This is a genomic window from Streptomyces sp. BBFR2 (assembly GCF_044497305.1).
Lineage (GTDB): Bacteria > Actinomycetota > Actinomycetes > Streptomycetales > Streptomycetaceae > Streptomyces.
The window spans coordinates 4,521,147-4,545,219 of sequence record NZ_CP172415.1; the positions used below are offsets into that span (position 1 = coordinate 4,521,147).

Here is a 24,073-nt window from a genome sequence, read left to right on the forward strand (position 1 = left end):
GGGTGCGGGTCCTGGCTCCGGGCCCGCTCTCAGGCGTCGGGTATCCCGATCCGGACGGTGCGGCCCTCGGCCGCCGACAGCTTCGCGGCCTCCAGGACCCGCAGCGCGTCCGCCGCCTCCGTCGCCGTCACCGGAGGGCGGCCGCCCTCGCGCAGCGCCCGCGCCACCGCCGCGTAGTACGCCGGATAGTCACCGGGCAGCGTCGGGACCGGCGTACCGCCCCCGCTCTGCGGGGACTCCCCGGCACCGAGACGGCCCCACGCGGACTCCGGCTCCACACCCCAGGCCGCGCCCTCCGTACCGGGACGGGCGCCCGCGCGCAGCGCCGCCTCCTGCGGGTCGAGGCCGTACTTCACATATCCGGCCTCGCTGCCCAGCACCCGGAAGCGCGGGCCCAGTTGGGCGGCAGCGGCGTTCACCCACAGATGGGAGCGGACCCCGCTGGTGTGGGTGAGCGCGAAGAAGGTGTCGTCGTCGGCCTCCGCGCCGGGGCGCCGCACATCGGACTCGGCGTGGACGGACGCGACGGGGCCGAAGAGCGTCAGCGCCTGATCGACGAGATGGCTGCCGAGGTCGTAGAGGAGACCGCCGATCTCCGCCGGGTCACCGGACTCGCGCCAGCCGCCCTTCGGGAGTGGCCGCCACCGCTCGAAGCGCGACTCGAAGCGCCGGACCTCGCCGAACGCCCCCTCGTCGAGCAGCTTGCGCACCGTGCGGAAGTCGTTGTCCCAGCGGCGGTTCTGGAAGACGGAGAGCAGCAGACCGCGGTCGGCGGCGAGCGCCGCGAGACGGTCGGCCTCCGCGGCGGTGGCGGCGAGCGGCTTGTCGACCACCACCGGCAGGCCCGCCTCCAGCGCGGCGGACGCCAGCGCCACATGCGTCTTGTTGGGCGTCGCCAGCACGATCAGATCCAGCTCACCGGCGCGGGCGAGGACCTCCTCGGGGCCCGCGGCCGTCCGTATCCCGGGATGCTCCGCACGGGCCTGCGCCCGCCGCTCGGGACTGCGGGTCGAGACGGTGTCCAGCACCAGGCCCTCGGTCGCGGCGATCAGCGGGGCGTGGAACACCGAGCCCGCCAGGCCGTAACCGATCAGGCCGACGCGGAGCGGGGCGCCGTCGCGGGCCGGGGGTGCGGGGGTGCCGGGGAAGTCGCTCATGAATCCACTTAAGCAACAGTGTTTCCGAAGTGCAAGGGCTGGGGACAATGCAGACGTGACCAGCTACGACCACGAGCCGCCGGAGCACCCCGGAGCGACGGCCGCCGCTTCCTACGCCGCCGGTGCCGCGGCCGGCTTCAACCTCCCCGCGCTGCGCGGGCACAACGCCGCGCTCGTCCTCGGCCTGCTGCGGGCGGCGGGGGAGGAAGGCGTCAGCCGCCTGGAGCTGGCGGCCCGCACGGCGCTGACCCCGCAGGCCGTCAGCAAGATCACCGCCCGGCTGCGCGCCGACGGCCTCGCGGCGGAGGCGGGCCGCCGCGCCTCCACCGGCGGTAAGCCCGCCACCCTGCTGCGCCTCGTCCCCGGCGCCCGCCACGCCATAGGCATCCACCTCGACCGGGACGAAGCCGTCGTCGTCCTCGCCGACCTCGCGGGCGCCCCGGTGGAGGTACGCCGCGCCCCGCTCGACCTCACCGCGGGCGCCGAGCCGGTCCTCACCGCCGTGGAGCGGCAGGTCGCCGCGGTCCGTACGGCGGCCGACGCCCCCGGAGTGCTGGGCGTCGGCGTCGCCTGCCCCGGCCCGCTAGACCACACCACCGGGGTGCTGCGCCGGGTGACCGGCGCCCCCGGGTGGGACGGCTTCCCGCTGCGCGACGCCCTGGCCGAGCGGCTGGGCCTGCCGGTCGTCGTCGACAAGGACACCAACGCCGCCGCTCTAGCCCTCACCCACGGCCCCGACCGCCCCGGCTCGTTCGCCTACCTGCACCTGGGGACGGGCCTCGGCGCCGGGCTGGTGCTGGACGGCGCCCTGTACCGGGGGCCGCGCACCGGCGCCGGGGAGTTCGGCCACCAGGTGGTGTGGTGGGACGGCCCGCACTGCGCATGCGGCCGGCGTGGCTGTGTGGAGGCGCTGTGTCTGGCGGCGCTCGCCCGTGACGACCTGCCCGGCGCGGCCCGCGCGCTGGGCGTCGGCGCCGCCAACCTCGTGGAGCTGCTGGACATCGACCGCATCCTGCTCGGCGGCCGCACGATCGCCGCACACCCGGACGTCTTCCTCCACGGCGTCACCCAGGAGCTGACGGACCGTGCCACCACCCGCGGCACCTCGTCCCCACCGGTGACGGTCGCCCCGGCCGGCACCCCCTGGACAGCGGCAGAAGGCGCCGCCCACCTGATACTCGACCCCCTCTTCGGCGCCGCATCGGGCGCGATCGGCCTGCAACGGCCCATGGACGCCGGGCAATTCGCGGCTAGGTAAGGGGCGCCGTTCCTGAAGGGGCTCGCGGCGGGGACTCGTGCCCAAGCAGGGGGCCTGGGAGTGGCTCTGCTCCAGGAGGGGCGGCCCCATGGCCGGAATGGAGCCAGGCCCAGAACGGGGCGGGAGCAGCGCGTCTCCAGGCCGGAACGGGCGGGGCTTCCGGGACAGCCCACGGTGCCGGAGGTTCCGGGCTTCCGTGGAGACCGAGACCTCGGACCGACGGCGACTACCCGGCTCCTCCCACCGGCGGTCTCCGTTCGCATATGACGGTGAACGCGCGCCCCGGCGGCTCTCGCTCCCGCACACACCCACCCTGACGGAAAGTCATCTGATAGGGCGGGATCCGGCGGCTGGTCGGGTGCACACGCGCCCGGCCTCCCGGTGGCGGCCGTCCGCCGTGGCAGGGTCCGGCGCATACGGCGCGTGGTGGCCGGGGGCCGCGTCGCCGTATGCCCTGGCCGGCGAGCAGCGAAGGACTGTCATGGCGACACACCCACCCGAGCCCCCGCCCACCGGGGCGACCGAACCGCCCGTACGCACCACCGAGCCGCCGCACACTCCGGTCGCGCCCGCGCCCGTACCTGCGCCCGCGCCCGTACCTGCGCCCGCTGGTGCCCTGACCGGCGCGGCCTCGCCCGTCGCAGGTGCGGCCTCGCCCGTGGCCGTTCCGTATGGCCCGGCCGTACCCGCTGCCGCCCGGACCGGCCCGGCCTCGCCCGTCGCAGCTCCGGTCGCGTCCGCCGTAGCGCCGGCCTCGCCCGCGACTGCTCCGTACGCTCCGGCCGTACCCCCGCCCGCTGGGATCCCGACCGGCCCAGCCTCGCCCGCCGCAGGCCCGGCCGCGGCAGCCGTAGGCCCAGCCTCGCCCGCCGCAGGCCCGGCCTCGCCCGCGACCGTTCCGTACGGTCCGTCCGGCGCCGTCCTCGACCCCACCCGGCGGCCCGCGGCTACGACCGGCGCCGCCCACCGCGTCGATCCTGCTCGTCGCGCCGATCCCGCCCGGCTTCCCGGAGCCGTCCGGTGGGTTCCGGGCTGTACATTCCGGGTGATCTTCACCGGGGTCTTGCCGGTCGCCGCCTGTGCCATCGCCCCGGCTCTCGCGGTGGCCGCCGAGGCTCCGCCCGGCGCCGCTTCGGCGTATGCGGCTCCGGCGCATGCAGCTCCGGCCGTCCGCGCCCCGGCGGCGGCCCACTCCGGGGAGACGGGCCCGTACACCAGGTCTCGGGCCGCTGGCCACCACGTACGGGCCACCCGGGACCGGCCAGCCGATGTGTCCCCGGCGCCGCACCGCGCCCGGCCCGGCCGGTCACAGGAGCTGGCCGACGCGGGGCAAGGGCCGATGCCCGCCCTCGCCACCGCCGCCGCGGTCCTCTTCCTGGGCGGCGCCGGACTGCTCGCGGCCGCCCGGCGACTCCGCGGCTGAACCACCACCCGGACCGGCCACATCCGCTCGGCCCACCGAGGGCCCCGGCTCCCGGCCTCCTGGGTCCCGGCCTCCCGGCTCCCGGCCTCCCGGGCCCCGGCCTCCCGGGCCCCGGCCACCCGGGTCCCGGGTCCCGCCTTCCCGGCTTCCGCCCCCCCGCCCTTCTGGTTCGCTCCCCCCGCTCCCGCCTCCGCGCGACGCCCTCCCCAATTCCTCCTCCCCGCAGCCGAACTCCCCCTGGCTGCCCGCCCCACCGCCACCTCCGCTCCCGCTCCACCGCAGGTCGAACCGTCCGTAACCCACCTCCCGCTCCACCGGCGCCCCACCGTGCCCCGCATCGCTCCGCACCGCCCGTGCGAGGATCGCGCCGTGGATTTTCCGTACGGCCAGAAGCCTGGCGCGCCCGTCCGGTCCGGTATTCCCGAGCATGGGCGCATACCGAAGTACTACGCGGCGAAGGTCGGTATCGCGGCGCTGCTCGACACGTTGGGGGAGGGGGAGCCGCTGCCCGCCGAGCGGGAGCTGGCGCAGCGGTTCGAGGTGTCGCGGGAGACGCTGCGGCAGGCGCTGCGGGAGCTGATCCTGGAGGGGCGGTTGCGGCGGCTGGGGCGTGGCACCGTCGTCGCCGGGCCGAAGCTGGAGCAGCCGCTCTCGCTGGCCAGTTACACCGAGGGCGTCCGCAACCAGGGGCGCCGCCCGGGACGGCAGCTCATCGGGCTGGACCGCTTCCCGTGCCCGCCGCTCCTCGCCGTCGATCTCGGGCTCACCGCCGGGGACCCGGTCTGGCACATGGAGCGGGTGCTCCTCGCCGACGACGAGCGGGTCGGGCTGGAGAGTACGTACGTGGCGGTGGCGCGGGTTCCGGATCTGGACACCGCGTTCGCGCCCGACTCGTCGTTCTACGCGTACCTCCACGAGGAACTCGGCATCGGATTCGGGGACGCCGACGAGCGGCTGGAGACGGTGCTCGCCACCCCGCGGGAGGCGCTGCTCATCGGGACGCCCGGCGCCCTGCCGATGCTGCTCATCCACCGGTTCTCGCGGGACACCGAGGGCCGGCCCCTGGAACGGGTCCGCTCCCTCTACCGCGGTGACCGCTTCTCCTTCACCACCCACCTGAACCCGGGCACCGGCGACTGACACCGGCCCTCGGCCACCGGACCAGGGGCCACGACACCGGTCTCCGGCCACCGGGCCGCGGCGGCCCACCTCGCCGTCCCGCGACCGCCACCCGGTCACCGGCCACCGGCCACCGAAGCGAACAACCACCCCAACGCCCGGCCGAATCGCCACACCCCGGCCACCGAGCCGCGGCAGCCCACCTCGCCACCCCGCAATCCGCGCCCCCAGCCACCGCAGCCGCCCACCGCCCCCAACCCCTCGACCGAATCGGCGCCCCGGCCCGCCTCCGAGCCCGGCAGCCCGCCCACCCCCAACATCACAAACAAATAACGGGTCTAGTCCAACATTGCAGCCCCGTTCACACCCCCGTCGCCGAAGCGACCGTTCAGGGTCACTCGTCGCCGCGAGCGTCTGCGGCATGCGAGTCATAGTCGTCGGAGCCGGGGTGCTGGGCACCATGCACGCCTGGCAGGCAGTCGAGCGGGGCCACGAGGTCCTGCACATCGAGCGGGAGGCCGAGGCCCGCGGCGCCTCGGTCCGTAACTTCGGGCAGATCTGGGTCAGCGGCCGGGCCGGGGGTGAGGAGCTGGCCACCGCGCTGCGCGCCCGGGAGCTGTGGGAGGAGATCGGCGCCCGCGTCCCCGGGATCGGGTTCCGCGCCACCGGATCGCTCAGCGTCGTCATGAACGAGGCCGAGCGTGCCGTCGCCGAGGCCGCCACCCGCCGCCCGGACGCCGCCGACCGCGGCTACGCCCTCCTCGACGCGGCCGCCGCCCGTGAGATCAACCCGGCGCTGCGCGGCGACTTCCTCGGCGCCCTGTGGTGCGAACGGGACGCCGCCGTCGAACCCCGCGTCGCCCAACGCGCCCTCAAGGACGCCCTGCTGGCCTCCGGCCGCTACACCTACCTCGGCGGCCGCGAGGTCCGCGACGTCACCGACGGCCGGGCCGTCCGCGACGACCACGGCGACGTCCACCACGGCGACGCCGTCCTCCTGTGCACCGGCGCCTGGCTCGGCGGACTCGTCCGCGAACTCGCCCCCGACCTGCCGGTCCGCCGCGTCCGCCTGCAGATGATGCAGACCGACCCGCTCGGCGAGCGGCTCACCACCTCCGTCGCCGACGCCGACAGCTTCCGCTACTACCCCGCCTACGCGGGCGAGGCGCTGGACGCGCTCGCCGCCGTCCAGCGGCAGACGCCGACCGCCGCCGCGCACAAGATGCAGTTGCTGATGGTCCAGCGCGCCGACGGCGGACTGACCATCGGCGACACCCACGAGTACGAGACGCCGTTCGGCTTCGACGTCGTCGAGGACCCGTACACGCACCTCACCGGCGTCGTCGAGAAGATCCTCGGCCGCCCGCTGCCGGCCGTCCGCCGCCGCTGGGCCGGCGTCTACGCCCAGTGCACCGACACCTCCCGCGTCGTCCACCGCCGGCAGGTGCGCGACGGCGTATGGCTGGTGACCGGGCCGGGCGGACGCGGAATGACCTGCTCCCCGGCCATCGCCGAACAGACCGCGAACGAACTGGGCTGGTGACCACCGTGACCTCGGCACACTCCCCGTACGCCACCGAACTCGTCGTCCTCGACATGGCCGGCACCACCGTCGCCGACGACGGCCTGGTCGAGCGCGCCTTCGACGCCGCCGCCCGCCACCTCGGCGTGGCCCCCGGCAGCGACGAACACGCCGCCATGCTCGACCACGTCCGCGCCACCATGGGCGAATCCAAGATCTCCGTCTTCCGCCACCTCTTCGGCGACGAGGACGCCGCCCGGCGCGCCAACACCGCCTTCGAGGACGCGTACGGCGAACTCGTCGGCGAGGGCCTGATCGCGCCCGTGCCCGGCGCCCGCGAGGCCGTCGAGGCGTGCACCGCCGCCGGGCTCACCACCGTCTTGACCACCGGTTTCGCCCGCGTCACCCAGGACGCGATCCTCACCGCGCTCGGCTGGCACGACCTCGCCGCCCTCACCCTCTGCCCGGCCGACGCCGGCCGCGGCCGCCCCTGCCCGGATATGGTCCTCACCGCGCTGCTGCGCACCCGCGCCACCCACGACGTGGCCCGGATCGCGGTCGCCGGGGACACCTCGTACGACATGCTCAGCGGTCGCCGCGCCGGAGCGTCCGTCGTCGCCGGGGTGCTGACCGGCGCCCACGACGCGGCGCGGCTGACTCAGGCGGGCGCCACCCACGTCCTCGGCTCGGTCGCCGAACTGCCCGCACTGCTCGGGGTGGTGACATGACGGCGGCGCAGGCGGCGCCCCCGTCGGGCATCCGCTTCGACGGCGTCCACGTCGCCTACGGCGACACCGTCGTCCTCGACGGCCTCGATCTGACCGTCGAACCGGGCGAGTTCATGGCGCTGCTCGGGCCCTCCGGCTCCGGCAAGACCACCGCGCTGCGCGCCGTCGGCGGCTTCGTCACCCCGCGGCGCGGCCGGATCCTGATCGGCGGCCGCGACGTCACCGACCTGCCGCCGTACAAGCGCGGCATCGGCACCGTCGTCCAGAACTACGCGCTCTTCCCGCACATGAAGGTCGCCGACAACGTCGCCTTCGGCCTCAAGGCGCAGAAGGCGCCGCGCGCCGGGATCGGCCCCCGGGTGCGCGAGGCGCTGGAGCTGACCGGCATGGCCGGCTACGCCGACCGCCACCCCCGCGAACTCTCCGGCGGCCAGCAGCAGCGCGTCGCCCTCGCCCGCGCCCTCGCCATCCGCCCCGGCGTCCTCCTCCTCGACGAACCGCTCTCCGCCCTCGACGCCACCCTCCGCTCCGACATGATGGGCGAACTGGCCAGGCTGCACCGCGAGTTGCCGGACGTCACGATCCTCTACGTCACCCACGACCAGGTCGAGGCGCTGACGCTGGCCGACCGGATCGCCGTGATGGACGCCGCCCGGCTCCAGGACTGCGGCACCCCGCAGGAGCTGTACCGCCGCCCGCGCACCGCGTTCACCGCGTCATTCGTCGGCACCGCCAACCTGCTGCCGGTCACCGTCGCCGACGACGGCGTGGACCTCGCCGGACAGCGGCTGACCGTCCCCACCGGCGACGCGGCCCCCGGCGCCACCGCCACCCTCTGCGTCCGCCCGCACCTCGTCGGCGTCGGCGCGGCGCCCGCCGCGGACGCCAACACCCTGCGCGGCACCCTCACCGGCATCCAGTGGCGCGGCGCCACCCACCGCCTCACCGCCGACGTCTGCGGCCACCGCGTCCTCGCCGACGTCCGCGAACTGCGCGAACCCCCGGCCGTCGGCACGGACATCGCCCTGCACTTCGCGCCCGGCGACGCGGTCCTCGTCCCGGCGCAGCTCACCGGCGGTGCCGATGTCTAGCGCGACCACCACCCGCCCGGCGACGACGGGGGCGCCCCCCGAAGCGGTCCGCGCCCCCGGCAGGCGCCCCGCCCGCCGCTCCGGTGCCGCGCTCCGGGCGCTGCCGCCGGTCGCCGCCCTCGCGCTGGTCTTCCTCCATCCACTGGCCCTGGTGGTGTGGCAGTCCTTCTCCCCGGAGGGCGGCGGGCGCTCCACCGCGCCGTACGCCCAGGTCCTGGCCGAGGCGTCGTTCCGCGACGCGCTGGTCACGACGGTGGGGATCGCGGCGGGCGCCACCGCCGGCGCGGTCGTCCTCGGCTCGGTCCTCGCGCTGATCATCGCGTTCGTGCCGTTCCCCGGCGGCCGGGCCGTCGCCCGCTTCATCGACGTCTTCCTCTCCTTCCCCTCCTTCCTCATCACCCTCGCCCTCCTCTTCCTCTACGGCACCGTCGGCGTCGCCAACGGCCTGTGGACAAACGTCACCGGCGCGGCGAGCGGCCCCTTCGACTTCCTGCACACCCCGTGGGGCGTGCTGCTCGCCGAGGTCACCTACTTCACGCCGTTCGTGATGCGCCCGCTGCTCGCCGCCTTCGCCCAGATGGAGACCGGCCAGTTGGAGGCCGCCGCCTCGCTCGGCGCCCGCCCGGCGCGGATCGTGCGGACGGTGATCCTCCCGGAGGCGCTGCCGCAGCTCGCCGCGGGCGGCGCGCTGGTCCTGGTGATGTGCCTCAACGAGTTCGGCATCGTCCTCTTCACCGGTGCCAAGGGCGTCGTCACCCTCCCGGTCCTCGTCTACACCAAGGCGATCCTCGACGGCGACTACACCGGCGCCTGCGTCGTCGCCGTCGTCAACGTCGCCCTCTCCGTCGCCCTGTACGCCCTCTACCGGTACGTCATGGCGCGTACCGCAGCCGGAGGTCACCGCCGTGCTGCTGCATAGCAAGGCCGCCCGCCGGAGCGCGCACGCCGTGTTCTGGCTGCTCTTCCTGCCGCTGTTCGCGCTGCCGCTGCTGGTCATCGTCGCCGCGTCGTTCGCCACCGCCTGGAGCGGCGCCCTGCCCACGGGCGTCACCCTCGCCCACTACCGCGACGCGGTCCACGGCGACTTTGCCGACGCACTGCTGACCAGCGCCGTCACCGCGCTGGCCGCGAGCGCCCTGGCGCTGACCGCCGGCACCTGGGCCGCCCTCGCCGCCCAACGGCTGCCCCGCCGCGCCCGCCGCGTCCTGGACGGCCTGTTCCTGCTGCCCCTCGCCGTCCCGTCCGTCGTCGTCGGACTCTCCCTGCTGGTCGCCTTCTCGCAGCCCCCGCTGCTCCTCAACGGCACCCCGCAGATCGTGATCATCGCCCATACGGTGCTGGTCACCGCCTTCGCCCACCAGTCCGTCGGCGCCGCCCTCACCCGCCTCGACCCGGTCTACGAACAGAGCGCCGCCGGACTCGGCGCCCGCCCCGCGTACGTCCTGTGGCGGGTCAAGCTCCCGCTGCTGCTGCCGTCGCTGTCCGCCGCCGCCGGACTCTGCTTCGCCCTGTCCATGGGCGAGCTGAGCGCCACGATGATGCTCTACCCGCCCGACTGGATGCCGCTGCCGGTCCAGATCTTCGCCACCACCGACCGCGGCGCCCTCTTCGCCGGCGCCGCCCTCGCCGTCGTCCTGATGGCCGCCACCCTCCTGGCCCTCCTCGCCGTCTCCCGCCTCCGCACCCGCGCCGCCTTCCGCTGACCGGCCGGACCCGTCCCTCCTGGAGCCCCGCCATGCGCCACCGCCCCCGCCGCGCCCCGCTCGCCGCCTGCGCCGCCCTCCTCGTCCTGCCCGCCGCCCTCACCGCCTGCGGCACCTCCGCCGACCCGAACGCCAAGGAGATCACCGTCTACAGCGCCGACGGACTCCGCGGCGAGAAGGGCGACGGCTTCTACGACCAGGTCTTCAAGGACTTCGAGAAGAAGACCGGCATCAAGGTCAACTACGTCGAGAGCGGCTCCGGCGCTGCCGTCCAGCGCCTGGCCCGCGAGCGGTCCCACACCCAGGCGGACGTCGTCGTCACCCTCCCGCCGTTCATCCAGCAGGCCGACGGCAAGGGGCTGCTCGCCACGTACCGCCCCAAGGGCTCCGAACAGGTCGCCGCCGGGGACAAGGACCCGGCCGGCCGCTGGACCTCCGTCGTCAACAACTACTTCTGCTTCATCCACAACAGCGAGGAACTGCCGAAGCCCCCGAAGACCTGGCAGGACCTGCTCGACCCGAAGCTCAAGGGCAAGCTCCAGTACTCCACCCCGGGCGTCGCCGGCGACGGCACCGCCGTCCTCGTCAAGGCGCTGCACGACTTCGGCTCCACCGACGCGGCCATGACGTACTTCGCGGAACTCCAGACCAACAACGTCGGCCCGTCCTCCTCCACCGGCCAGCTCGCGCCCAGGACCGACAAGGGCGAACTCCTCGTCGCCAACGGCGATGTGCAGATGAACTACGCCAACACCAAGTCCCTGCCGCACCAGGGCATCTTCTTCCCCGCGGCGAAGCCCGGCGCCAAGCCCTCCACCTTCGCGCTGCCGTACGCCGCGGGCCTGGTCAAGAACGCCCCGCACACCGCGAACGCCAAGAAGTTCCTCGACCACCTGCTCTCCGAACCCGTCCAGCGTCAGGTCTCCGCGATCGGCGGCGGCTTCGCCGCCCGCCAGGACGTCAAGGCCACCGACGCCCACGCCAAGGAACTGTCCGCCCTCATGAAGGGCGTCGACATCTTCGAGCCCGACTGGAAGGACATCGACAAGAACCTCCCCGGCTACCTCGACGCCTGGCGCAAGGCCACCGGCGGCTGACCGGGCCCCACCGGGACGGGGCGCCCGCGGCCCCGTCCCGTCCGCCCGTAGGCTGGGCGTGCAGGCGCCGGCGGGATAGCGTCGGCGCCCCAGGTCAACACGTACGGCAGGAGTCCGGCAGTGGCAGAGCGCAAGCCGATCGAGTCATGGCTCACCGACATGGACGGCGTCCTGATGCACGAGGGCATCCCCGTCCCCGGCGCGGACGCCTTCATCAAGCGGCTGCGCGAATCCGGCCGCCCCTTCCTCGTCCTGACCAACAACTCCATCTACACCCCGCGCGACCTGCACGCCCGGCTCAGCCGCATCGGCCTCGACGTCCCCTGGGAGTCCATCTGGACCTCCGCGCTGGCCACCGCGCAGTTCCTGGACGACCAGCGCCCCGGCGGCACCGCCTACGTCATCGGCGAGGCGGGCCTGACCACCGCGCTCCACGACATCGGCTACGTCCTGACCGACCACGCACCCGATTACGTGGTTCTGGGCGAAACCAGGACCTACTCCTTCGAAGCGCTCACCAAGGCGATCCGGCTGATCAACGACGGCGCCCGCTTCATCGCCACCAACCCGGACGAGACCGGCCCGTCCGCCGAGGGCGCGCTGCCCGCCACCGGTTCGGTCGCCGCGCTCATCACCAAGGCGACCGGCGTCGAGCCGTACTTCGTCGGCAAGCCCAACCCGCTGATGATGCGCCACGGCCTCAACGTCATCGGCGCCCACTCCGAGAGCTCCGCGATGATCGGCGACCGGATGGACACCGACGTGGTCGCCGGGCTGGAGGCGGGCATGGAGACCTTCCTCGTCCTCACCGGCCTCACCCGCCCCGAAGAGGTCGAACGCCACCCCTTCCGCCCCTCCCGCGTCGTCGACTCCATCGCGGACCTCGTCGACCTGATCTGACGGAGCCGGGGCCCGGCGAGAGGCGCCGGGCCCCGCTCACCTGAACGGGGCACCGCCGCCGCGCCCCGGATGCGGACACCCCCGCACGGGCGGACCTTCGGAGTATGCGGAGGTTCACCATGCGCACGCTACTGCTCACCCTCTGTGCCGCCCTCCTGGTCTGCGCGGCGGGAGGCGCCGCGACGGCGGCAACCGCCCACCCCGCCGCGAGCGGCACCGCCGCCGAGACGAGCGGCCCCCAAGCGGTCGGCCTGGTCCTGGCCGGCGGCGCGATATTGATCATCGCCGGGCAACTGCTCCGGCTCCGGCTGCGCATCCGCCGCGAGCGCCAGAGCGGCGGCACCGATGACAACTGAGCCGCTCCCCGCCCCACCCCTCAGCACCCGTACGCGGCCCACCCCCGCCCCCGTCCGTACGGCCCCGGCGCCCGCCCGCACCCGCACGGAACCCGCACCCGCCCACGGCCACGCAGAGCCCGCACCCGCGCCCGCCCGGCGGCTCACCGGCGCCGCCTGGGCGGTCCTGCTGCTCGGTCTCTGGCTCTGGGGCGGCGACACCGCCGTCGCCCGGCTCACCGCCACCGGCGACATCGCCGCCGCCGGCCGCCCACCCGGCCCGGCCGCCCTCCGCGCCCGCCCATCGCTGCCCGCCACCACCGCCGGAGCCCCGCGCACCCTCACCGTCCACGCCCTCGGCCTGCACGTACCGCTCACCCCCGGCCCCCCGGGCACCGCCGCCCCGGCCGCCTCCGAGGACGGCCCGCCCGGCTGGTACGCCTCCGGGCCGCAGCCCGGCACCCCGGGCGTCGCGGTCCTCCTCGGCCGGGGCCCCGCCGCCGGGGGCGCGGCCCACCTCACCCCCGGCGCCCGGGTGGACGTCCGCCGCGCCGACGGCACCACCGCCCGCTTCACGGTGCGGGACGTCCGGCCCCACCCCCGGGACGCGCCCCTGCCCGCCGAGGCCACCGCCGCCCGCACCCCGCACCGCCCCGAACTCCGCCTGATCACCCGCGGCCCCGCCGCCCCGACCGCCGTCGTCTCCGCCACCCTGAGCGGCTACGGGACCGACGGCACCGCACACCGAGGCGTGGAAGGACGGAGATACGCGGAATGACGGACATACGACGAAGGCCCCCACCGAAGTGGGGGCCTTTCGCCTGTCTGTGCGCCGCCAGGGACTCGAACCCCGGACCCGCTGATTAAGAGTCAGCTGCTCTAACCAACTGAGCTAGCGGCGCCTGCTGACCTGAAGAACTTTACACGACCTTCCCGGGCGCCTTTGACCACCTCGGACCCTCCGCGGCCTTTTCATGCCTCCACGGGCGGTGAGGTGCGTCACACGGCCGCGACCGACCCGGACGGCGGACGCGACCGACCTCCGGCCGGCGGACGCGACCGGCCGGGCGGGCGAAAGTCCCGCGCTCTCGGGACCTTCGGCAGGTGGGCCGCCCGCCACCGTCTGTGAGGATCAAGATCACGGCGTTGCGCCATTGGCCGGACGGCCGACATGCGGCCCGGGGCGCCCCTTGCGAGGCTGGGACGGGAGCGGGGCCAGGCGCGAGCGGACGAAAGGCGACGGCGGTGACGGCACATCAAGCTGCGGTTCCGGCGGGCCGGATGAGGCCCTCCGTGCCCGCCCCGGCGCGCCGTCACACCCGACGGCCCCGCCGCGCCGACGCCCCCGGGGCGCCCGTCACCAGCTATCCGGAGCGATGGCCTCCGTCACTCGTTGCCCGCTACCTGCAACCCCGTAACGCCGCCTCACGTCTGCTTAGACGCGCACCCCACCCGGGTCCGCCGGGACCGTCCCTCCCACGGAAAGGTTGATCGTCATGGTGTCGACAGCCAAGCGCACCCTCGACATGTCCCTGCTGCTCGGTCCGGACGACGAGGTGCCGGTGGCGGGCCGCTTCAGCTACCGCAGCGACCGGCCGTACGAGGTCGAGGTCGACTTCATCACCCGCGGTGTCACCGCCGCGACCTGGGTGTTCGCCCGGGAGCTGCTGCTGGGCGGGGTACATGGCGAGCAGGGCGAGGGGGACGTACGGGTGTGGCCCACGGGGCCGGTCGGGCGGCGCCGGGTCCACATCGAGCTGTTCAGCGACGACAGCGTCTGCGAACTGTCGGTGCGGGCCACGGAACTGGCCGCCTGGCTGGAGCAGACGACGGCGATCGTGCCGCCCGGCCAGGAGGACCGCTACCTGGAGCTGGACAGCCACCTGGCCCGGCTGCTGGCGGGGAAGTGCTGAGACGGCGATGACTGTGACGACGGTGAGGACGACTATGACGACCGGGACCACGACCGCCGAAGCCCTGGAGACGGCCGCCCCCGCGCGGCGCCGCCCGGCGGCACCGCCCGTACAGCGCACCGGCCGGTCCGCGACGGTTCCCCGGCAGGGCTCGGGCCCCGACCTGCGGAGTGCCACCGGCGCCGCGACCGGCGACGACGGCACCCGCGGTGACGCCCGCACCCATGACCCGCGGGCACACGGCTTCCTGCCCGAGCGCCCCCCGGTCCGCACCATGATCGGCACCTGGACGCTGCTGGACGCCCTCGCGCGGACCGTGGCCCTCGCGCCGAGCGCCGCGGACGCCGTCGCCGCCGTCGAACGCTCCGGCCGCGCCGGGGAGCTGACCGCGCTGCGCCAGCGGGTCTCCCGGCTCTCCCCGCGCAACGCCGAGGCCGCCGCCATGCGGATCGCCGTGATCGCGGTGGCCTGCGGCTGGTCCGGGCTCGACCCGCAGGCCCCGGCCGCCCGCCGGAGCGCCGACGGCGGCTTCCTCGACCTGTGGTCCGCCATCGCGCACCGCATCGACCACGACCAGTTCGTGGCGCTGCCCGCGCTGTCGCTGCACAACTGGGCCCCGGAGCGGAAACCCCGCCGCCACCTGCCCATCGACCAGCTCGCCCGCACCGAACAGCTCGTACCGATCGTGCGCTGGGCCCCGGAGGGCGAACCGCTCTGCCGCCTCGACCGGCTGATGCTCGCGGTGACCCGGCTGGAGGCGCACGGCATCTGGCTCTTCCGCCTCGCCGAAACCCTCGCGGGCCGCGCCCCCGACGACTCCTCCACCCCGACCGCGCTGCGCCGCCTGGTCCGCATCCAGCACGCCCTGCGCGCTCAACTCTACGAAGAGACCGCCGAGTTGGCGGACGCGCCGGCCACCGTCCGGCAGTCCGAGGTGATCGCGACGCTCGCCGGACAGGGCGCCCTGGAGCCGCCCGTGCTCCAGGCGGCGGACGCGGTCCTCGGCATCGGCGGACGCCGCATGGGCGAGGGCGGCCGCCAACTGTTCCGCCGCCACCTCCCGGCCCACCACCGCGCCTGGCTCAGCGCCATGGACCGGCACTGCGCCCCCGTCCGCACCCTCGCCCACCGCGGTGGCCCCGACGCCGCCGTCTACCGCGAGGCCCAGGAATCCCTGATCGCCCTGCGCCGCACCTACACCGCCCTCATCCAGGCCGCCGCCGGCCTCTCCGCCACCCCCCTCCCCGCCGCAGCCGCCTGACCACCCCCGCGCGCCGCGCCGTACGACCCCCCCACGGTCGTACGGCAGAACCACCGGGCCGCCCGCCGCCGCTGCCCGCCGGGCAACGCCCCCGCTGCGGGCCGGGCCGTTCGTTCCCCGCCCGGATCGCTCGCCGCCCGGCCCCCCTGACGGCCGCGCGCCTGCGCTTTCAGTACCGCTCACCGCCTGCCCGGATCGCTCGCCGCCCGGCCCCCTGGTCGCCACGCCCCCGCTGTCCGCCGCCCGGACGCCCGCCCCGCACCCGTACGGCATCTCATGGGATCGACGACCACCTCCAGGTATCGCCCGGCGCCGTCTTCGACCTGCGCCCGCCCCGGTCCTACCCGCCGCCGCACCGCCCGGCCGCACGCGCACGGCGTCTCCTGAGCGCGACGACCCCGGGGGACACCCCACGCCGCCCCTGACCTGCGTCTACCACCCCGACCTCGGCCTCCGTCGCGCGCCCAGGCCGTCCCCGCCCGCCCGCTCCCGCCGGCCCTCCGTCCCTGCCGCGCCGGGCCGTGCCGCCCGCGTCCTCGTTTCCGGGAGTCCGGAATCCCGGTTGTTATTGGTCTGGACATGTCGTGCGTCCACTCGTAGCCTCGCGTTGGTCTAGACCGCACCGCACCTTCCCCCTGTCGTTGGAATCCCCACGTCCTCCAGGAGCGAGCTATGCGCAAGAGGTTCAGTGCCACCATGATCGGGCTCGGCGTCATCGGCGCCTCCCTGCTGTCCACCAGCAGCGCCTCCAGCCACGGCTACAGCGACGCGCCGGTCAGCCGTCAGTCGCTCTGTGCCCAGGGCACCGTCAAGAACTGCGGCGCCATCCAGTACGAACCGCAGAGCGTCGAGGGCCCCAAGGGCTTCCCGGGCGCCGGACCCGCCGACGGGAAGATCTGCTCCGGCGGCAACGAAGGCTTCGCCGAGCTGGACGACCCGCGCGGCGGCGACTGGCCCGCCACCAAGCTGACCGGCGGCCAGGGCTACACCTTCCAGTGGCGCCTCACCGCCCGTCACGCCACCACGGACTTCCAGTACTTCATCACCAAGGACGGCTACGACCCCAGCAAGCCGCTCACCCGCGCCGACCTGGAGCCCGAGCCCTTCATGACCGTCCCGATGGGCGGTAAGCAGCCGGACGCCACCTGGCAGTCCCAGGGCACCGTGCCCACCGGCAAGAAGGGCCACCACATCATCCTGGGCGTCTGGAACATCGCCGACACCGGCAACGCCTTCTACGCCTGCTCCGACGTCGACCTCTCCTGACCCGGTGACCGCCGGACGGCGGGCCCGCCGACGCAGGCGTCCCCACCGGCGGGCGCCCGGGTGCCCATGGCCCCGGCCGCCCGTCCGTCGCCCGCGCCCGGGCCCGCCGTCCGGCCCCCGACGTCCCGGCTTCCCGACGGCCCTTCCTCCGGAGTCCGCCCGGCCCGCGCGCGTCCCCGACCCGTACGGCGACCCCGTACGGGTGGCGGGCCGGGCGTCCCCGCCCCGGAGGACGGGCGTCCGCTCGGGATGCCCCCGGTCACGCTCCCCGTACGCCCCCTGTACGCCGGGTCGTAACCGGCCACCGCGCACGTGCACGGGCCGCTCACACCTGCCGTGAACGCCGAAGTGGGCGCCTCCGGAAAACCGGAGACGCCCACTTCACAGGTGCGCCGCCAGGGACTCGAACCCCGGACCCGCTGATTAAGAGTCAGCTGCTCTAACCAACTGAGCTAGCGGCGCGCGCTGACGAAAGAAATACTACCTGCTCCTCGGGGGTGCTTCCGACCACCCCGCCCGCGGGCCCGTGCCGGGTCAGATCGCGAGCGACAGCAGCACCGGGGTGGCCCGGCGGTTCAGGGCGTCGGCCGCCTGCCGCAGCCGGTGGGCGTTCTCCAGCGGCATCGACAGCGCCAGGCAGCCCACCGCCGCACCCGCCGTGATCGGCACCGCGGCGCAGACCGTGCCCACCGCGTACTCCTGGAGATCGAGGACCGGGACCGTCGGCGGCTGGCTGTCGAGCTTGTGGAGCAGGATCTTCTCGTTGGTGATCGTGCGCGAGGTGAGCCGGGCGGCCTTGTGCCGGGCCAGATGATCCTTGCGTCCGTCGTGGTCGAGCTGGGCCAGCAGGCACTTGCCGACCGCGCTGGCGTGCGCGGTGCGGTGGAACTCCGCCCACTCGTTGACCTTCGGGGCGAGCGGACCGTCCGCGTAGTGCAGGATCTTGACCTCGCCGTCGATGTACCGGCTGATGTAGACCGCCGCGCCCACCGAGTCCCGCAGATCGTCGAGGGTGATCTGGAGCTTGTCGCGGAGCGCCTGATCGCGGTCGCCGCCGGTGCCGAGCAGCAGCAGCGATTCACCGACGACGTACGCGCCGTCCGGCACCTGCTCGACGTACCCCTCGCGCCGCAGCATCGTCAGCATCTGCGCGAGATGGGTGGCGGGGAGGTTGGTGCGGCGGGCGATCTCGACATCGGTCACGCCGCCGCTGTGCCGGGAGACCGCTTCGAGGACGCGCAGGGCGTGCTGCACCGAAGCGAACGGCGCGGTCGGATCGGGCTTCAGCGCCACGGTGGCCCCCTAGCAGGTCGGTACCGCTTGCGTCGTATCCGCCACCGTCGGGCGCGAGCGGCGCGGGCCGCCGGCTGTTCCCGGGCGGCGGGACTTCTATCACGATAGCGGCCAACGACCGTCGGTGGAGAGGGTCTTGACCGAAAACCACACTCCGTGGAAGGCCGTCGCCCCGCTTTCCGGAACGGCATATGCCATGGTCACGGGCGTACGGGAGCGGCCGGGACGCGGTGGAGCCCGGCCCGGGGAACGGGGCCGGGCTCCACCGGACGGCAAGGCCGGACGTCACAGCACCGCGCGGAGGAACTCCCGGGTCCGGTCGTGCTCGGGGGCGGTGAAGATCTTCTCCGGCGATCCGGATTCGATGACCCGGCCCGCGTCGAACATCAGCACGTCATCGGAGATGTCCCGCGCGAAGGACATCTCGTGGGTCACGCAGAGCATGGTGATGTCCGTGGTGCGGGCGATGTCCCGCAGGACGTCCAGCACACCGGCCACCAGCTCCGGGTCGAGCGCCGAGGTCACCTCGTCCAGCAGCAGTACCTGCGGCCGCATCGCCAGCGCGCGGGCGATGGCCACCCGCTGCTGCTGGCCGCCGGAGAGCTGCGTCGGGTACTTGTCGAGGTGCGCGGTCAGCCCGACCAGGTCGAGCAGTCCGCGGGCCCGCTCCTCCGCCTCGTCCTTGCTCAGACCCAGCACATGGACCGGCGCCTCGGTGATGTTGCGCAGCACCTTCATGTTGGGGAAGAGGTTGAACTGCTGGAACACCATGCCGATGTTCTTGCGGACCTCGCGGATGTGCTTCTCGCCGGCGGGTATCAGCCGGCCGCCCTTCTCCTCGTGGGTGAGATAGGCGTCGCCGACCTTGATGGTGCCCTCGTCCGGCTTCAGCAGCGTCATCAGCAGCCGCAGGATCGTCGTCTTGCCGGAGCCGGACGGGCCGATCAGCGTGACGTGCTTGCCCGCCCGGACGGTGAAGTCCAGCGCGTCCAGGACGGTGTGGGACCCGAACCGCTTGGTGACGCGGTCGAAGCGGATCAGCTCGGTGCCGCCGGGACGGGCGGCGTCCTTCGTGAGGTGTGTGTCAGCGGACAAGGCGGCGCTCCAGGGCTCGCAGGAGGAGAGAGGTCGGGTACGAGATCACGATGAACAAGGCGCCGACGACGGTGATCGGCTCCATGTAGTCGAAGGTGGTCGCGCCGATGGTGTTCGCCTGGAACAGCATGTCGCCGACGGTGATCGCGGCGAGCATCGGTGTGTCCTTGAACATCGCGATGACGTAGTTGCCGAGCGCGGGGACCACCCGGCGCAGCGCCTGCGGGAGGATGACCGCGGTCCAGGTGCGGCGGCGCGGCAGGTTCAGCGCGACGGCCGCCTCCCACTGTCCGGCGGGCACCCCGTCGATCCCGGCGCGGTAGACCTCGGCGGTGTACGTCGAGTAGTGCAGCCCGAGCCCGATGACGCCGGTGACCAGCGGGGAGAAGGTGAGCCCCCAGCTCGGCAGCACGAAGAAGAGGAAGAAGAGCTGCACCAGCAGCGGGGTGTTGCGGACGAACTCGACGACCGCGCTCACCGGCCACGTCACCCAGCGGTTCGACGACCGCAGGGCGAGCGCCCAGACCAGACCCAGCGCGAACGACACCAGCGACCCCAGCAGCGTCGCCTCGACGGTGACGCCGAGACCCTTCAGCAGGTCGGGCAGGATGTCGCCGACGTACCCCCATGACCAGGTGTTCACGGCTTGCCACCTCCGGCGGCCGGTGCGGCGCTGCCCGGTGCGGCGGGGCGCGGGAACAGGCCGCCGGAGCGCTCCGGGGCCTTCCCGACGGAGGCCTTGGCGCGCCGCTCCGCCAGCCGCATGATCCGGGTCACCACGAACGCGATGACGAAGTAGAGGACGAGGATGATCCCGTAGACCTGGGCGCTCTCACCGGTGGAGAGCCGGGCGAGCTTGGCCTCGAAGGTCAGCTCGCCGATGGAGAGCAGCGACGCCAGGGCGGTGCCCTTGAGCAGTTCGACCAGCAGGTTGGTGAACGGCGGCAGCATCTCGGGCAGCGCCTGCGGCAGGAGGACCTTCCGCATCCGCTGCCAGGGCGTGAAGCTCAGCGCGATGGCCGCCTCCCGCTGCGCGGGCGCCACCGCGGCCAGCGCGCCGCGCACCACCTCGGAGCCGTACGCGCCGTACGACAGGCCGAGGGCGAGGGTGCCGGCCCACACCCCGGCGAGCTGCCAGCCCAGCAGCGGCAGGGCGAAGAACAGCCAGAACATCAAGACCAGAGCCGAGGTGCCGCGGAAGATCTCCACGTACGCACCCGACAGGAAGCGCACCACGCGCAGGCGGGAGGTGCGGGCGATGCCGATGCCGAAGGCGACGGCGGCGGCCAGCGCGGCGCTGTAGACCATCAACTGGACGGTGATCCACACGCCTTTGAAGAAGAGTTCCCACAGTGCTCCGGTCACCGTTTGCACAGCTCCTTCGTCGTGAGATCGGTCATGAAGTCCTCGGTGAATCCGAACGGCCGTACCAGCCGCAGGAGTTCACCGCTGCGCTTCATGGCGTGCAGCTCGCGGTTGAACGCGTCGCGCAGCTTCGTCTCACCGATCCGGAAGCCGTAACCGCCGCCGTCGCGCTGGGGGACGCCGTCCACCTCCGGGGTGAACGGCTCGGTCATCTCCACCCGCGGGTGCCGGCCGGTCCGCAGCGTCTCGATCATGGCGAGTGCGGTGCCCGCGAAGCAGTCGATGCGTCCCGCCTCCAGCGCCTCCATCCCGGCGATGGTGTCGCCGTAGGTCTGGATGACGCTCTTGCGCACGCCGTTGCCGACCGCGTAGTCCAGCTCCGCGTATCCGACGCCGGTGCCCATCCGGAATCCGCCGCGGGCGATGTCCCGATAGGAGTGAATTTTCTTCGGATTTCCCTTGGGGACGAGAAATCCGTCCTTCGACTCGTAATCCGGATCGGAGAAGAGCACCGCCTGGCAGCGGGTCTTGTTGATGAACATTCCGGCCACGATGACGTCGAACTGGAAGGAATGCAGTCCGGGAACCAGAGCGCCGAATTCGACCGGTACCGGCTCGAAATTCCGGACACCCAATTTCCGGAAGATGGTACGGGCGACGGTGGGTGCCTCGCCCGTCAGCTCGCCGTTCTTGTCGATGTACGCATAGGGCGCCTCACCGGCGATCCCCATCCGCACCGTGGAGCGCTCCCGCAGATCATCGAGGAGATGTCCCCCGTCCGTGGCGCCGGTGACATCGACCCGGGCGCACCCGGTCGCCGCCGTCAGGGCGCCTGCCGCACCGAAAGCCGCCGCTCCTGTCAGCAGTGAGCGGCGGCTGATCCCTCTGACACTGATGCCTGAATCTTTCCCCTGTGGTGGAGCCATGGGCGCGCAACTACCCGAACTGTTCGAATGTATGCCGCTCGTTTCCGGCCCTTGACGGAACTGCCGCCCGAGCGTGGTGTAAATCCGTTATCACCGTCTACGGTGAGAGTGCCGGATTACGCCGCAGTGGCAGCGGTATGCGTCATCGGCGGGTGTGTGCGGCCGTGTGGACAGGTATGTCGCCGCGGCCGGTGCCCGGTTTTTCCGTGGACGCGGGTGGAATTCACCGATTCGCCCGGCGCCGCCCTCCCGTACCCCGGGCCGTCCGGCGGATAGGCAGGCGGTAGGGCCGGGCGCGGGCGGGTCCGCGCGGCCCCGGGGCACGGTCCGCGCCGCGCCCGGCGGCGCCCGTACCGGCACACCACGGACCGAAGGAGACCTCCATGGCCGACCGTTTTCTCGACGTCTCGCTGGACAAGCGCGGCGTCCACTGCACCGCCCGGCTGCTCGACGACCGCGCGCCGCGCACCTGCGCCGCCGTCTGGGACGCGCTGCCCCTGGGCGGCGACGTCTACCACGCCAAATACGCACGTAACGAGATCTACACCCTCCTCGCGCCGTTCGCCCCCGAGGAGCCGCCGCTGGAGAACCCCACGATCACCCCGATCCCCGGTGACCTGTGCTACTTCACCTTCAGCGGCACCGAGCTGGGCACCTCCGCGTACGGCTACGCCGACGGCTCCGAGGCCCGCACCCGGGCCACCGTCGTCGACCTCGCGCTCTTCTACGAACGCAACAACCTGCTGATCAACGGGGACGCGGGCTGGGTCCCCGGCATCGTCTGGGGCACGATCGTCGAGGGCCTCGACCGGATGGCCGACGCCTGCCAGGACCTGTGGCGGGCCGGCGCGGTGGGGGAGAGCCTGAGCTTCCGCCGGGCGTAGCCCTTCTGCGGCGCGGGCGCGGGGTGGTCCGGCCGGGGCGCGCGGTGCGGGCGGGCGCGCCCCTCCGGCCCGGGGCCCGCCGCCCGGCTCCGGCTCGTCCCGCCCCGGCTCCGGCCCGGCTCAGCCCGTGGCCCGCCCCGACTTCAGCTCGGCCCTCCGCCCCGGCCTCAGCTCGGCCCGCCGCCCGGCTTCAGTCCGCCGCCCACCGGCGGGCCCGTCCGCCCGGCCCGTACGTCCCTCACCCCCAGGCCGCCGGGACCCCCGCCGCCCCCGCCTCGTACAGCGCATGGGCCGCGCGCAGGACCAGCGCGTCGGCGTGGCGGGCCGCGATCAACTGGACGCCGATCGGCAGGCCGTCGCGGTCCAGCCCGTAGGGGACCGTGGCGGCGGGCTGCTGCGTCATGTTGAACGGATAGGTGAACGGCGTCCAACCCGTCCAGCGGCCGAGCCCGGAGCCGGGCGGCACCTCCGTGCCCGCGGCGAACGCCGTGTCCGGCAGCGTCGGCGTCACCAGCAGGTCGTACGTGGTGTGGAAGCGGCCCATCGCGGTACCGAGCGCCATCCGGGTGTCGACGGCGGCCAGGTAGTCCAGCGCGCCGTACCGGGCGCCGATACCGCAGATCTCCGCGAGCCCGGGGTCCAGCAGCTCCCGCCCGGCCGCGTCCAGATGCTCCACCACCCGCGCCGCCCCGCTGAACCACAGCACATGGAACGCCTCCACCGGGTCGGCGATCGGCGGATCGGCCTCCTCGACGTGCGCGCCCAGCGACGCCAGCGTCTCCGCCGCCGCGCGCACCGCCGCCGCCACGTCCGGCGCGACCGGGACGTCCCAGCCGAGCGAGGGGCTGTACGCCACCCGCAGCCCGGCCACCGGCTCCGCCAGGGCCGCCAGGTACGAGCCGCCGACCGGCCCGAGCTGCGACCAGTCACGCGGATCGGGCGCGCTGATCACGTCCATCATCAGCGCCGCGTCCGCCGCGTCCCGCGTCATCGGCCCGACGTGCGAGAGCGTCCCGAACGGGCTCGCCGGATACAGCGGCACCCGCCCGTACGTCCCCTTCAGGGCGAAGACCCCGCAGAACGACCCGGGGATGCGGACCGACCCGCCGCCGTCGGTGCCCAGACTCAGCGGCCCGGCGCCCAGCGCGAGCGCCGCCGCGCTGCCGCCGCTGGAGCCGCCCGAGGTGCGCGCGGGGTCGTACGGATTGCCCGTGACGCCGCTCCGGGGACTGTCGGTGACGCCCTTCCAGCCGAACTCCGGGGTGGTGGTCTTGCCGAGGAACACCGCGCCCGCCTCCCGCAGCCGGGCCACCGACGGCGCGTCCTCGTCCCACGCCGCGCCGTCGGGGGAGAGCGTCAGCGAACCCCGCAGCGTGGGCAGACCCCGGGTGAGCAGCAGGTCCTTGACGCTCACCGGGACGCCGTCCACGGGACCCGCCGGGCGCCCGGCGCGCCAGCGCTCCTCGGACGCGCGGGCCCCGGCGAGCGCCCCTTCCGCGTCGATCAGGGCGAACGCGGTGGTCCGCTCCTGCGCGGCCCCGGCCCGCTCCAGCGCGGCGGTGACCGCCTCCACGGGCGAGAACGTACCGGCGGCGTACCCGTCGGTGAGCTGCCGGGCCGAGAGCGTGGCGAGCCGGTTCGGTGCTGACATGAGCGTCCTCCGGTCGGGCGGCCGCCCCGGGCGGGGCGGGACGGATGGCGGCGGGCGGTTCGGCTCGGCCGGCGCCCGGGGCGGAC

Annotated in this window: 23 protein-coding genes and 2 tRNA genes; 16 read left to right on the plus strand and 9 right to left on the minus strand. The window is 74.1% G+C overall.

The features are described from left to right. Positions 1-29: 29 nt before the first annotated feature. The gene (locus ACGH2B_RS18390) at positions 30-1,157 is read right to left on the minus strand and encodes a Gfo/Idh/MocA family oxidoreductase (protein WP_399090551.1); all 1,128 of its coding nucleotides are present in this window, start codon (positions 1,155-1,157) and stop codon (positions 30-32) included. Positions 1,158-1,212: 55 nt separating this feature from the next. On the opposite strand from ACGH2B_RS18390, the gene ACGH2B_RS18395 reads away from it, so the two are divergent. The 12 genes from ACGH2B_RS18395 to ACGH2B_RS18450 all read left to right on the plus strand — a co-directional run bounded on the left by ACGH2B_RS18395 (position 1,213) and on the right by ACGH2B_RS18450 (position 13,111). Further along, on the plus strand, positions 1,213-2,415 hold the full coding sequence (locus ACGH2B_RS18395; protein ID WP_399090554.1) for an ROK family protein: 1,203 nt from the start codon (positions 1,213-1,215) through the stop codon (positions 2,413-2,415). A gap of 1,270 nt (positions 2,416-3,685) precedes the next feature. Beyond that, positions 3,686-3,838 carry a hypothetical protein gene (locus ACGH2B_RS18400; RefSeq protein ID WP_399090557.1) on the plus strand — a complete coding sequence of 51 codons (153 nt, stop codon included), beginning with the start codon at positions 3,686-3,688 and terminating at the stop codon, positions 3,836-3,838. A gap of 369 nt (positions 3,839-4,207) precedes the next feature. After that, positions 4,208-4,978: a GntR family transcriptional regulator gene (locus ACGH2B_RS18405; RefSeq protein ID WP_399090560.1), complete on the plus strand. Its 771-nt coding sequence runs from the start codon at positions 4,208-4,210 to the stop codon at positions 4,976-4,978. 400 nt (positions 4,979-5,378) lie between these two features. After that, positions 5,379-6,500, plus strand: a complete 1,122-nt coding sequence (locus ACGH2B_RS18410) for a TIGR03364 family FAD-dependent oxidoreductase (RefSeq protein WP_399090563.1) — start codon at positions 5,379-5,381, stop codon at positions 6,498-6,500. Continuing rightward, positions 6,497-7,207, plus strand: coding sequence for a phosphonatase-like hydrolase (locus ACGH2B_RS18415; protein ID WP_399090566.1), 711 nt, complete (start codon positions 6,497-6,499; stop codon positions 7,205-7,207). Before ACGH2B_RS18410 ends, ACGH2B_RS18415 begins: the two co-directional genes overlap by 4 nt. Further along, entirely contained in the window at positions 7,204-8,298 is a 1,095-nt protein-coding gene (locus ACGH2B_RS18420) for an ABC transporter ATP-binding protein (protein ID WP_399090569.1), read from the plus strand. The genes ACGH2B_RS18415 and ACGH2B_RS18420 overlap by 4 nt, the downstream gene beginning before the upstream one ends. Then, the gene (locus ACGH2B_RS18425; RefSeq protein ID WP_399090572.1) at positions 8,291-9,217 is read left to right on the plus strand and encodes a 2-aminoethylphosphonate ABC transporter permease subunit; all 927 of its coding nucleotides are present in this window, start codon (positions 8,291-8,293) and stop codon (positions 9,215-9,217) included. The genes ACGH2B_RS18420 and ACGH2B_RS18425 overlap by 8 nt, the downstream gene beginning before the upstream one ends. Further along, entirely contained in the window at positions 9,204-10,001 is a 798-nt protein-coding gene (locus tag ACGH2B_RS18430) for an ABC transporter permease (RefSeq protein ID WP_399090575.1), read from the plus strand. The genes ACGH2B_RS18425 and ACGH2B_RS18430 overlap by 14 nt, the downstream gene beginning before the upstream one ends. Positions 10,002-10,033: 32 nt before the next feature. Continuing rightward, positions 10,034-11,098, plus strand: a complete 1,065-nt coding sequence (locus ACGH2B_RS18435) for a 2-aminoethylphosphonate ABC transporter substrate-binding protein (protein WP_399090578.1) — start codon at positions 10,034-10,036, stop codon at positions 11,096-11,098. Positions 11,099-11,218: 120 nt separating this feature from the next. Further along, complete coding sequence (locus ACGH2B_RS18440; RefSeq protein WP_399090581.1) at positions 11,219-11,998, plus strand: HAD-IIA family hydrolase; 780 nt, start codon at positions 11,219-11,221, stop codon at positions 11,996-11,998. Positions 11,999-12,117: 119 nt separating this feature from the next. After that, positions 12,118-12,354 carry a hypothetical protein gene (locus ACGH2B_RS18445; protein ID WP_399090584.1) on the plus strand — a complete coding sequence of 79 codons (237 nt, stop codon included), beginning with the start codon at positions 12,118-12,120 and terminating at the stop codon, positions 12,352-12,354. After that, positions 12,344-13,111, plus strand: coding sequence for a class F sortase (locus ACGH2B_RS18450; protein ID WP_399090587.1), 768 nt, complete (start codon positions 12,344-12,346; stop codon positions 13,109-13,111). Before ACGH2B_RS18445 ends, ACGH2B_RS18450 begins: the two co-directional genes overlap by 11 nt. Before the next feature lie 50 nt (positions 13,112-13,161). On the opposite strand, the gene ACGH2B_RS18455 is transcribed toward ACGH2B_RS18450, so the two are convergent. Then, a tRNA-Lys gene (locus ACGH2B_RS18455) sits at positions 13,162-13,235 on the minus strand. Positions 13,236-13,829: 594 nt separating this feature from the next. Here ACGH2B_RS18455 and ACGH2B_RS18460 point away from each other — a divergent pair. From ACGH2B_RS18460 to ACGH2B_RS18470, 3 genes are all read left to right on the plus strand, one after another. Continuing rightward, positions 13,830-14,246: an SsgA family sporulation/cell division regulator gene (locus ACGH2B_RS18460; protein WP_399090590.1), complete on the plus strand. Its 417-nt coding sequence runs from the start codon at positions 13,830-13,832 to the stop codon at positions 14,244-14,246. A gap of 34 nt (positions 14,247-14,280) precedes the next feature. Next, positions 14,281-15,507: a hypothetical protein gene (locus ACGH2B_RS18465; RefSeq protein ID WP_399090593.1), complete on the plus strand. Its 1,227-nt coding sequence runs from the start codon at positions 14,281-14,283 to the stop codon at positions 15,505-15,507. 672 nt (positions 15,508-16,179) lie between these two features. Next, entirely contained in the window at positions 16,180-16,773 is a 594-nt protein-coding gene (locus ACGH2B_RS18470; protein ID WP_399090596.1) for a lytic polysaccharide monooxygenase, read from the plus strand. A gap of 388 nt (positions 16,774-17,161) precedes the next feature. On the opposite strand, the gene ACGH2B_RS18475 is transcribed toward ACGH2B_RS18470, so the two are convergent. The 6 genes from ACGH2B_RS18475 to ehuB all read right to left on the minus strand — a co-directional run bounded on the left by ACGH2B_RS18475 (position 17,162) and on the right by ehuB (position 21,452). Continuing rightward, positions 17,162-17,235 (minus strand) — tRNA-Lys (locus ACGH2B_RS18475). Between the two features lie 72 nt (positions 17,236-17,307). Continuing rightward, positions 17,308-18,066, minus strand: coding sequence for an IclR family transcriptional regulator (locus ACGH2B_RS18480; RefSeq protein ID WP_399090599.1), 759 nt, complete (start codon positions 18,064-18,066; stop codon positions 17,308-17,310). A 285-nt stretch (positions 18,067-18,351) separates the two neighbouring features. Beyond that, positions 18,352-19,161: an ectoine/hydroxyectoine ABC transporter ATP-binding protein EhuA gene (gene ehuA / locus ACGH2B_RS18485; RefSeq protein WP_399090602.1), complete on the minus strand. Its 810-nt coding sequence runs from the start codon at positions 19,159-19,161 to the stop codon at positions 18,352-18,354. Further along, positions 19,151-19,804 (minus strand): ectoine/hydroxyectoine ABC transporter permease subunit EhuD, encoded by a 654-nt coding sequence (gene ehuD / locus ACGH2B_RS18490; RefSeq protein WP_399090605.1) that lies wholly within the window; start codon positions 19,802-19,804, stop codon positions 19,151-19,153. Before ehuD ends, ehuA begins: the two co-directional genes overlap by 11 nt. Beyond that, positions 19,801-20,526: an ectoine/hydroxyectoine ABC transporter permease subunit EhuC gene (ehuC, locus tag ACGH2B_RS18495; RefSeq protein WP_399090608.1), complete on the minus strand. Its 726-nt coding sequence runs from the start codon at positions 20,524-20,526 to the stop codon at positions 19,801-19,803. The genes ehuD and ehuC overlap by 4 nt, the downstream gene beginning before the upstream one ends. Beyond that, entirely contained in the window at positions 20,523-21,452 is a 930-nt protein-coding gene (gene ehuB, locus ACGH2B_RS18500) for an ectoine/hydroxyectoine ABC transporter substrate-binding protein EhuB (RefSeq protein WP_399090611.1), read from the minus strand. Before ehuB ends, ehuC begins: the two co-directional genes overlap by 4 nt. 383 nt (positions 21,453-21,835) lie before the next feature. Here ehuB and ACGH2B_RS18505 point away from each other — a divergent pair, with 383 nt between their 5' ends. Then, positions 21,836-22,336, plus strand: coding sequence for a DUF3830 family protein (locus ACGH2B_RS18505; RefSeq protein ID WP_399090614.1), 501 nt, complete (start codon positions 21,836-21,838; stop codon positions 22,334-22,336). Positions 22,337-22,574: 238 nt separating this feature from the next. Here the strand turns inward: ACGH2B_RS18505 and ACGH2B_RS18510 are convergent, their stop codons facing one another. Continuing rightward, complete coding sequence (locus ACGH2B_RS18510; protein WP_399090617.1) at positions 22,575-23,987, minus strand: amidase; 1,413 nt, start codon at positions 23,985-23,987, stop codon at positions 22,575-22,577. Positions 23,988-24,073: the final 86 nt, after the last annotated feature.